Source organism: Pseudomonadota bacterium (genome assembly GCA_016927275.1).
Lineage (GTDB): Bacteria > UBA10199 > UBA10199 > 2-02-FULL-44-16 > JAAZCA01 > JAFGMW01.
Map to the genome: position 1 here is coordinate 21,735 of JAFGMW010000093.1, position 9,934 is coordinate 31,668.

A 9,934-nucleotide genomic window follows, 5' to 3' on the forward strand; every position below is an offset into this window, starting at 1 on the left:
AGCCATGCCAGTTGCAGCAAAGGTGTGAGGTTTTTAAATAGCTGAAATTAAAAGCTATTGCAGCCGCGGTCGCCGCCGTCGGCTTCAAGGGGGGGTTATATTTTACCGATTTGCGTCATTATTCTGTCATCAGGGATGGGTTCTGAATTCCACGCGCCGGTTATTTGCCCTGCCTCCTTCCGTGGAGTTGTCCGCTGCCGGCTCATCTTCGCCCCTGGCCTCGACGTTGAGGCGGTCCGGCGGTACGCCGCGGCCCACCAGATACTCCCTGACCTGTTCGGCCCGCCTGCGCGAAAGTTTCATGTTGTAGGATGCCTTGCCGCGGCTGTCCGAGAATCCGACCAGCGTCGCCGAGACCTCGGGATGTCCGATCATGATGTCCGCAACGCGAATGAGGCGTTCGGCGTCTTCGAGGCTTGCGAACTTCTCCCCTGCGGTGTCGAAGTGGACGACCGTCTCGCGCACCTCATCCAGCGGGTCGGTCGCAGCGGCCTCCTCTTCGCGCGACGGCGGACGATAGGAGAGGCCGGCGAAGGCGCGAAAGGTGGGTGCCCCGGAGCCCCTGAATATTCCGAATCCGCCGCCGCCGTTCACCGCAAAGCCGCTCTCGCCGATTCTGTACCTGAGGCCTGCGTCCACCTCGGCGGGCGTCTCCCTTTCCTTGCCGAAGAGGTCTGTGAGATTGGTGCGGCCCCAGATCTCTGCGGACGCAGCGAGGTTTTTCGTAACATCGACTGATGTGCCCAGGCCGAACAGGAGCTGGTGTGTCTGCTCGATGTCGAGGATCGTGAACTTCTGTCTCGCCATGACGCCCGCGTTGAGAGCGATGCCCCACCTGTCGACCGGCCTGCCTTCGATGATGATCTTCCCGCCGCCTGCCACGCCGCCGTTGCCTGTGAAGTATTCCCCTTTTCCGGTTGGCAGCGTGATGAATGGAAGGATCGCGACGCCGACGCGGTGCTTTTCGATCTGCACCAGTTCGCTCTTGAAGTTGAGCTGTATGTCGCCGAGCGCGGTCTTGTTCTGCGAGGCGGCGCCTGGGACGTTGGGGTCAGTGTAGGTGAGCCACCATGCCACCGGCATGTCCACGCCGAACTGCAGCCACCTGCCAACGAGGCCCACAGAGCCGTAGAGATCCTGCTGCAGGGCGTCGTCGATTATGCCGCGGACCCGGTTGCCGTTCTGGATCAGCTGGAAAGGACGATATGCGTAGTTGGCAGTGGAGCCGAGCACCCACTGCCACTGCCCAAGGGCTTCGCTGCCGTAGACGGTGAAATACGGTCCGTCATCGACCGCAGGGTGGAAAGAGGAGGCCTCGAAACCCCTGGTTAGTGCCTTAGACTCAGAGGCGCAGACGGCGATGGCGGATATCGAGATGATGCATATCAACAGTCGCTTTATAGACATACCCTCCCCCGGTCGGCGATGAAATTTGTAATTTATTCAACTATATATATGCCGGCTTAAAAAGTGTCAATTGAGCAGGGCTGTGAATCAGGCGTCGCTGCGCCGCCGGAGGCAGGCCGCGGCCATGACGATGCCGAGGATAGCGGAGCTCGCCAGCACAAGCCTCCACCGGCCGATCCAGAAGCTCATGAAGATGCTGAAGGCGGCGATGCCCGCGTAGAAGGCGGGGTAGAGCCAAGAAGAACGGGACCCGGGACCCGGGACCCGGGATTCGAAAAGACGTGGGAAACCTTTCCATGTTGAAAGGTTGAGGCCGATGATCGCGAAGGAGACGAGGAACCAGCCGCCGAAGTTGGTGAGCGGCACGCCGAAGTAGAAGCCCGGGTGGGCGTAGTAGTGGATATTTCCCAGGAACCAGAGCTCCCCCATCGTGGCGATCGGATCGATTATCACGTCCAGCAGCATGGTGAGCAGCGCGCCTAGCAGCGCTGCGAGGATGCCCGACGCGCGTTCGCGGCCGAGCGCGAACGCCGCCATCGCATAGCCGGCAAAGGTGAGGAAGCTGTAGGACAGCGAGTCGAAGAACGGCACGCCCGCGATCATGAGCTCGCCCTGCATGTTCTCGTACACGTAGTGGTACTCCCCGTAGGGGAAGCCGTTGTGGATCGACGAATACTCCGAGGCCCACGCGATGAGGTATCCAAAGACGAGCCAGAGGACCGTGCGCCGCCAGCCCAGGAGACGCCATGCGAGGAAGAGGAACGCGGCGAGGAAGGCGAAGACGTACGGCCTGTGCACTATTGTCGCGATCAGCTCCGACATCTGAGGACTCCGTAAGAAGCTGAGAAGCTGAGAAAGAACTTGCTATTGCTGTTTCTCAGCCTCTGAGCTTCTCTGCCTCTCAGCCTCTTTGCTTCTCATTCACCACCGTAAGCAGCACCCGCACGCAGGCGGGGTCCCACTGGCCGCTCCCGATCTCGTTCTCGAAGATCGAGCACGCCTCCTGCGTCGTCATCCCCTTGCGGTAGGGGCGGTCGGTGGTCATGGCGTCGAAGGCGTCGGCCACGGCCGCGATGCGCGCGGCGAGAGGTATCTCGTCGCCCTTGAGGCCGTCGGGGTAGCCGGCGCCGTCCATGCGCTCGTGGTGCGAGCGGATGATGGCGAGGCACGGCTCCAGGCTCTTGAGCCTCTCGCATATGTCGTAGCCGCGGGAGGCGTGAGTGCGTATGTGCGACATCTCCTCCTCGGTGAGCCGGCCGGGCTTGAGCAGGATCGACTCCTTGACGCCGATCTTCCCGATGTCGTGGATGAGCGCGCCGCGGCGGATGCTCTCGATCTCCGATTCGGGCACGGCCATCCTGCGCGCGATATTCACCGCGAGGTCGGCCACCCGCTCCGAGTGGCCGCGGGTGTAGAAGTCCTTCGCCTCGAGCGCCTCGGCGAGCGAGAATAGGATCGACTCGCTGGTGTCCAGGTCGTCGTGCATGAGCTTCATGCGCAGCAGAGACTTGATGCGGGTCATGAGCTCCAGCTTGTTGATCGGCTTCACCAGGAAGTCGTCTGCGCCGAGTTCTATCGCGCGGAGCTTGTCCTCCTGCTCGGCGAGGGCGGTGATCACGATGATCGGGATGAAGCGCGTCTGTTTGCTCTCGCGTATGCGCTTTATGATCTCGAAGCCCGAGACCCTGGGCATCATGAGGTCCAAAAGGATCAGGTCCGGCGGCTCCCGCCGTATCTTTTGCAGCGCCTCCTCGCCGTCTGAGGCGCTGTCGAGCAGGTACGGGTAGGGCTTGAGCTGAGAGCGGAGGAGCTCCAGGACCGAGGGGTTGTCGTCGACGATGAGTATCGATGCCTGGCGTGCCATTGGCCCCGTATACCAGAGATCGCCCCCGGTGTCCACCAAATGGCTCTTAGCGGGCCGTGGTCGACCTTTGGTCCTGCGGGCGGCGCTAGATGGCCTGCCCTGAGCGGGCGGAGCGAGTCGAAGGGTTGACACCGCACCCGTGCCTCCGTTATGTTGCGCCGAACATAGGGGGGTGGCTATGTGGAGCCTGATCAAGTGGCTTTTCCTGCTGGCGGTGATAGCGATCATCGCGCTGGCCCTGACTGGCAAGAAGATAAGGGGCAAGACGATCGAGGAGTACTTCGGCCCGGTCATGCAGTCAAAGGCGGTCAAGGAGGGGCTAAAGGACATCCGCTCCATAGTGGGCGAGGGGCTCAAGGCGGCCGGCGAGGCGATCTCCGAGGACGTCACCGACGAGGAGAAGAGGCAGCTCGATCGCGTGCTGGAGCAGGAGCTCAAGGCCGGCGCGCCGGTCCACATGCCCCCCGACCAGCAGGCCCTCACGCCGCAGGTCAAGGAGAACGCGAAGGTCGAGGCGAAATCGCAGCCCAGGCCCTCGCTCCAGCAGATGCAGGCCATGCCGCCGAAGCCGGGGGCAGGGTCGAACAACAACACGGTGCAGGAGAGGCCGATAGGAGACAGGTGATATGACAGCGAAGACGGATGAGAAGGTCGAGAAGAAGGCCGCGAAAAAGTCTGAGACCGCCTCCGGCGCCGGAGAGAAGCGCTGCAGCGTCGAGGGATGCAAGCGCCCCTATCAGGCGAAGGGCTACTGCGTGACCCACTACAGGAAGTGGCGCCGCGGCGAGCTCGACAAGAAGCCCCGCTACAGGACCTGCGGCGAGGAGAACTGCAGGAAGCCGGCTTACAGAAAGGGCTACTGCGAGCAGCACTACTCCGCGTGGAGCGCCTCGAAGAAGCCGCAGGCCCCTGCTGCCGTTGAGACGCCGGCAGCGACCCCGGCCGAGACCCCGGCAGAGACGCCGAAGGCCGAAGAGGCCCAGGTCTAGAACGCGCGGAAATTCCAAGCACCAAATTACAAATTTCAAATAATTACCAAATTCCAATGACCAAACGGTTCTGTTTGGTGATTGGAATTTGGTTATTGGTGCTTATTTGGAATTTGGTGCTTGGTCATTGGAATTTATGAAGAAGCAGATCTTCATGGACGGATTTCGCCTCATGCTCGAGCGCTTCGGTCCCCGCGGCTGGTGGCCGGGCGAGACCCCGTTCGAGGTCATGGTCGGCGCGATCCTCACTCAGAACACCAACTGGAAGAACGTCGAAAAGGCGATAGCGAATTTGAAGCGTGAAGGCGTGCTCGATCCGCAGGAGCTGCTCGATCTCTCGCCCGCGCGCCTCGCTTCGCTCATACGCCCCGCCGGCTACTTTCGCGTGAAGGCGAAGAGGCTGCGCTCGTTCCTCAAATATTTTGTCGAGAACTACGAAGGGAACGCGAGGAAGATGGCGAAGAGAGAGCTGCCCAAGCTCAGGGAGGAGCTGCTCGCTGTGAACGGCATCGGTCCCGAGACGGCGGACTCCATCCTGCTCTATGCGCTGAAGAAGCCGGTCTTTGTGATCGACGCCTACACAAAGCGCATACTCTCTCGCCACGGCCTCTGCGCGGAGGAGGACACCTACGACGACCTGCAGGCGCTCTTCATGGATCGAATCGAAGGGGACATCCCGCTCTACAACGAGTATCACGCGCTGATAGTGGAGACGGGAAAGGACTACTGCCGCACCAACCCCCGCTGCGAGGAGTGCCCATTGAACGGCTGGAACGGACTCCCTTGATCGGGACAGCCAGTCACGAGTCACGAGTCACGGATCAGGCCGGCTTCACCACCGCCATCACGTACGCCTCCGGCCTGATGTACTTCTTCGCGACCCGGAGGACGTCGTCGGCGGTGACCTCCATGATGTGCGAGGGGTAGCGCTCGACCTCGTTCGGCCCCAGGCCGTAGAGGGTGTTGAAGGTGTGGATGGACGCCAGAGAGCCGTTGCGCTGCAGGTCCAGCTCGTAGGTGCCGACTATGTACTGCCTGGAGCGGGCAAGTTCGTCGTAGTCCGCTTTATCATGGCAGATGGCGGAGAGCTGATCCAGGATCGCGGCCTTTGCAGTCTCGACCTTGCCGGGATCGGTGCCGATGTAGACCGCGAAGTATCCCGGCTCTATGCCGTCGTAGTGCACCGAGCTGACCGCGTAGGCGAGGCTCATCCGGTCGCGCAGCGTGAGGAAGAGGCGCCCCCCCTGGCCGGCGAGCACGTTGTTGAGCACCGCCATGGCGTAGCGGTCGCGGCCCTTGACCGTCGTCCCCTGGAACCCCACGACTATGTGAGCCTGCTCCTTCTCCTTCTTTGTGATTACCGTCTCGCGAGGCTCGTCCGGGACCTCGTCCGGCCTGATCCCGGGCGCCGGCCCCCCGCGGCGCGGGAGATCCGCGAGGTGATGCTCGACCAGCTCCTCCACCTCCCTGGCGCTCACGTCGCCGGCCACCGTAATGACGAGTTCCTCCGCGCAGACCGTCTGGCGATGGAAGCGTTTGAGCTTTTCGCTCGTGAGGCCGCGCACCGCCTGGATGCTGCCGAGCTGCCTGAGACCGTAGGGGTGTTTCGGGAAGAGCGCCTTGGCGAACTCTATGAACGCGAGCGATGTGAGCGAATCCTCCTGGTCCTTTATGGCTTTGAGCAGCACGCGCTTCTCCCTCGCCACCTCAGAGGGCGAGAAGGCCGGATGCATCAGGACCTCGGAGAACAGCGAGAACCCGTCGTGCAGGAACTCGGAGAGGAACTCGCAGCGGACTCCGGTGCTGTTGCGGCCGCTGAATCCGTCGATGTTGCCTGCGATGCGCTCGATCTCCTTGGCGATCTCCACGGCGGAGCGCCCTGACGTCCCCTTGGTCATGGACCTGGACATGAGGGTCGAGAGCCCGTTTGTGGCGCGCGTCTCGTATCGGACCCCGCCCATCGCGGCCGCGCAGAGCGCCACCACGGGCACGCTGTGGTTCTCCAGTATCTGGAGCCTCGCGCCGTTCTTCAGCCTCTGCCTGCGCACGCCCTCTCTGCCGACGCGCGGCGCCCGCCTCGTGCCGCCGGCCTTTCCCTCCGCTGCGCGGCGTATCTCGTCAGGCCGCGCAGCGAACCTCGACCCGTTGGGCACGATCAGGGAAATCGTGCAGTTGGCAGGATTGAGATACCTCTCGGCCGCTTCTCTGGCCGAGGCGGCGCTGACCCCGGAGAGCATCTGGTAGTAGCGCTCCTCGAAGCGGTGGTCGTCAGCGGTGGCCAGGAAAGATGCGATCTTGCCCGCCTGGCCGCCGACGGTCTCCTTCTCGTAGATCTCGTTGGAGCGGATGTTGAGCTTGGCCCGCGCCAGTTCCCCCGATGTCACCGGCTCCGACATGATCTTTTGTACCTCGCCGCAGATCGCGCCGAGGGCCCTTGGGACGTCCCGGTCGCCCAGCATGGCGCCTATCACCCAGAGCCCCGGGTGCCTGGGGGTGAAGGCGAACGAGTAGATGTTGTGAACGAGCTTTTGCTTCTCCTTTATCTCCTGCTCGAGCCTCGAGGAGTCGGTGCCGCCCATGATGTGCGAGAGCACGTCCATGGCAGGGGTGTCCTCGTGCGTCAGCTGAGGCACGTTGAAGCCGAGCGAGAGGTAGGCGCTCTGCACGTTCATCTCGTGGATAGCCACGCCCGGAGTCGTATGCGCCGGCTCCGAAGGCAGCGCGAGCGCCGGGGGCATGCCCCCCTCGAACCCGTCGAAACTCCGCTCGATCTCGCGGAGCATCCGCGCGGAGTCGAAGTCGCCGACCGCGATGAAGGCGATGTTGCGCGGGGTGTACCAGCGCCTGTGGAAGTCCAGAAGCTGCTCGTGCGTGAACGACTTCACGGTTTCGGGGAAGCCGATGATGGGCCTGCCGTAGGGGTGCGTCTTGAAGGATGCGTTGAAGAGGTGCTCGGTGACCATCCTGCCCGGGTTGTCGTGCTCGCGGCGGATCTCCTCGAGTATCACCTCCGCCTCGCGCGCGAGCTCGCCCGCGTCGAAGAGGGGGTTTCTCACCGCGTCGGCGAGTATCTCCAGCCCCTTGTCCTTGAACTGCGTCGCCATGTTGATGTAGAAGACGGTCTGGTCGAGCGAGGTGTAGGCGTTGATGTCGCCGCCGGCCGCCTCCACGTCGCGCGCGATCGTGCCCGTGGGCCTCGTGGGAGTGCCCTTGAAGAGCATGTGCTCGATGACGTGGCAGATCCCCGCCTCGGCGTCTGTCTCGCAGGCCGAGCCCACCTTTACCAGCGCCTGGAAGGAGACCACCTTCGCCGCGTGGTTCTCCTCGAGCAGCACCTGCATGCCGTTTTTCAGGGTGTGGGTGGTGATCGCCATGTCAGCCCCTCGCAATAGGTGTCGAATACTGTTGAAATTCCAAAGGGTTTTGCTACGGTGCCCCTGAGTCTTGTAACCAATGAGGGGCTGAAAGGAAAGCGAAAATGTCGGAGGACGCCTCGGCATGCCGATGAAGAGATGGGAAAAGATGAGCGTGGCCGGACTCGAAGCGGAGGTCCGCCGCCATAACCGCCTCTACTTCGCCGATCACGCGCCCGAGATCCCCGACTCGGAGTTCGACAGGCTGGTGGAGGTCCTGCGCTCAAAGGCCCCTGACTCGCCTGCGCTCACCGAGCTCACCTCGGACGTCACCGCGACGGGCGCGAAGGTGAGCCACGAGATCCCGATGCTCTCGCTGGACAAGTGCTACGACGAGGAGTCGATCATCGACTGGGCGTCCAAATTCGAGGGCCAGGCGATAGTGAGCCCCAAGATCGACGGCGTGGCGCTCTCCATAAAGTACGGCCGCGACGGGAATCTCGTCCGGGCAGCGACGCGCGGCGACGGGACTGAGGGCGAGGACGTCACCGCCAACGTGCGCATGATAAAGTCGGTCCCCAAGCGCATCGGCGCGCTCGCGAAGAGGGGGAGGGACGGTGTCGAGGTCAGGGGTGAGGCCTACATGCCGCTCTCGGTCTTCGCGCGGTACAGGGGGGAGTTCTCCAACCCCCGCAACCTCGCGGCCGGCGCGGTGAAGCAGAAGGACCCGCGGAAGACCGCCGATTATGGCCTCTCTTTCTTCGCCTACGACCTGCTCGGCGCGGGCGCGCGCACGGAGCAGGAGAAGCTCAAATGGCTCGCTGCCGAGGGGTTCGAGGAGCTTGAGAGGAAGACGGTGGGCCCCGACGGCATGCAGGCCGCCTACGATCACTTCTTCTCGCGCAGGAACGGATACGACTTCGAGACCGACGGGGTGGTCTTCAAGGCGGACCGGGTGGACGAGCAGGAGAGGCTGGGATCGACCGCCCACCACCCGCGCTACGCGATCGCGTACAAGTTTCAGGGAGATTCCGGCGTCACCACGCTCAGGGAGGTGGAGTGGAGCGTGTCGCGCACCGGCGCGATAACCCCGGTGGCGATCGTGGAGCCGGTGGAGCTCTCCGGCGCCATGGTTTCGCGCGCCTCCATGCACAATCTCGGGATCGTGCGCAAGCTCGCCGGTGAGGGGCTGGGGATCGGCGCGCGGGTAGTCATGATGAGGCGCGGCGGTGTCATCCCGCACCTGGAGACGGTGGAGAAGCCGGGCGCAGGCGGGATCGAGATACCGAAGGCCTGCCCATCGTGCGGCTCTCCCGTGCGCGAGGAGGAGGATTTCCTCTACTGCACCAACGCGAAGAGCTGCGTGCGCGCGAAGATCGCGGAGCTCGGGCACTTCGTGAAGACGGTCGGGATCGACGGCTTCGGCGAGAAGCTTCTGGAGAAGCTCTACGAGTCCGGCGAGGTGACCGATCCGGCCGACTTCTACGGGCTCGAGGCGGGCGACCTGCTGGAGTTCGACCGCATGGGCGAGACCCTGGCGGCAAAGCTCGTGAGGAACGTGCAGGCGAAGAGGCGGATCCCGCTCGCGGTATTTCTGCAGTCGCTTGGAATACGCGAGCTCGGAAGGCACGCCGCAAAGATGCTCGAGGGGTTCGGGTCGCTGGAGAGGGTGCTCTCCCTCACCGAGGAGGATCTCTCTGAGGTGAAGGGCGTGGGTGATGTGATCGCGCGCGAGGTGGTGCAGGGGCTGAAGAAGCGGCGCAGGCTCGTCGATCGGCTTCTCAGGCACGTGGAGATCGCGGCCCCCGAGCAGGCGAAGGGAGGGGGGCTGCTGGACGGGAAGAGCTTCCTCTTCACGGGGAAGCTGCTTGCCATGGAGCGGTCCGACGCGCAGGGGCTGGTGGAGGAGCACGGCGGGGAGGCCGCGGACTCCGTGAACAATCGTCTCGACTACCTTGTCGTGGGCGACGGGGGAGGCGCAGGCTCGAAGCTCGCGAAGGCCAAAAAACTGGCGGAGAAGGGCGGGAAGGTGAAGATAATCGGTGAGAAGGAGTTCATGAGGATGATAAGATCGTGATGCCCAAGGCGGCTGGGAGTAATAAAGCCGGCTCCCGCGAAAAAAAGTCCCCCTTTTTCCGATGAACCTGTAAAAAGGGGGCACTTTTTTTCGCTCGCGCCGGCCCGAATCACGGAGGCCGCTCCACAGGTGTTATAGGCAGGGAATGCCGCTCTGACGGAGCGCTTCGGAGGTGCTTTTCGCAGCGTGGCTCGAGGAGGCCGGATACAGCAGCCTATAAATACCGGCCGACGAAAGCCCCCGA

General features: G+C 63.2%; 7 protein-coding genes and 1 pseudogene. 4 read left to right on the plus strand and 4 right to left on the minus strand.

All coding sequences use genetic code 11. The annotated features are described in order from the left end of the window. Positions 1 to 129: 129 nt before the first annotated feature. From JXA24_06195 to JXA24_06205, 3 genes are all read right to left on the minus strand, one after another. The gene (locus JXA24_06195; protein MBN1283343.1) at positions 130 to 1,407 is read right to left on the minus strand and encodes an OmpA family protein; all 1,278 of its coding nucleotides are present in this window, start codon (positions 1,405 to 1,407) and stop codon (positions 130 to 132) included. Between the two features lie 87 nt (positions 1,408 to 1,494). Continuing rightward, positions 1,495 to 2,229 carry a carotenoid biosynthesis protein gene (locus JXA24_06200; GenBank protein MBN1283344.1) on the minus strand — a complete coding sequence of 245 codons (735 nt, stop codon included), beginning with the start codon at positions 2,227 to 2,229 and terminating at the stop codon, positions 1,495 to 1,497. A gap of 79 nt (positions 2,230 to 2,308) precedes the next feature. Continuing rightward, positions 2,309 to 3,271, minus strand: a complete 963-nt coding sequence (locus tag JXA24_06205; GenBank protein ID MBN1283345.1) for a response regulator — start codon at positions 3,269 to 3,271, stop codon at positions 2,309 to 2,311. A 178-nt stretch (positions 3,272 to 3,449) separates the two neighbouring features. Here JXA24_06205 and JXA24_06210 point away from each other — a divergent pair, with 178 nt between their 5' ends. From JXA24_06210 to JXA24_06220, 3 genes and pseudogenes are all read left to right on the plus strand, one after another. Beyond that, positions 3,450 to 3,896: a hypothetical protein gene (locus JXA24_06210; GenBank protein ID MBN1283346.1), complete on the plus strand. Its 447-nt coding sequence runs from the start codon at positions 3,450 to 3,452 to the stop codon at positions 3,894 to 3,896. 1 nt (position 3,897) lies between these two features. Next, a pseudogene (locus JXA24_06215) lies at positions 3,898 to 4,146 on the plus strand (vegetative protein). A 250-nt stretch (positions 4,147 to 4,396) separates the two neighbouring features. After that, a complete protein-coding gene (locus JXA24_06220; GenBank protein ID MBN1283347.1) occupies positions 4,397 to 5,047 on the plus strand; it encodes an endonuclease III domain-containing protein in 651 nt (216 codons plus the stop codon). Positions 5,048 to 5,081: 34 nt separating this feature from the next. Here the strand turns inward: JXA24_06220 and JXA24_06225 are convergent, their stop codons facing one another. Beyond that, positions 5,082 to 7,634, minus strand: coding sequence for an insulinase family protein (locus JXA24_06225; GenBank protein ID MBN1283348.1), 2,553 nt, complete (start codon positions 7,632 to 7,634; stop codon positions 5,082 to 5,084). 124 nt (positions 7,635 to 7,758) lie between these two features. On the opposite strand from JXA24_06225, the gene ligA reads away from it, so the two are divergent. Further along, a complete protein-coding gene (ligA, locus tag JXA24_06230; protein ID MBN1283349.1) occupies positions 7,759 to 9,690 on the plus strand; it encodes an NAD-dependent DNA ligase LigA in 1,932 nt (643 codons plus the stop codon). Positions 9,691 to 9,934: the final 244 nt, after the last annotated feature.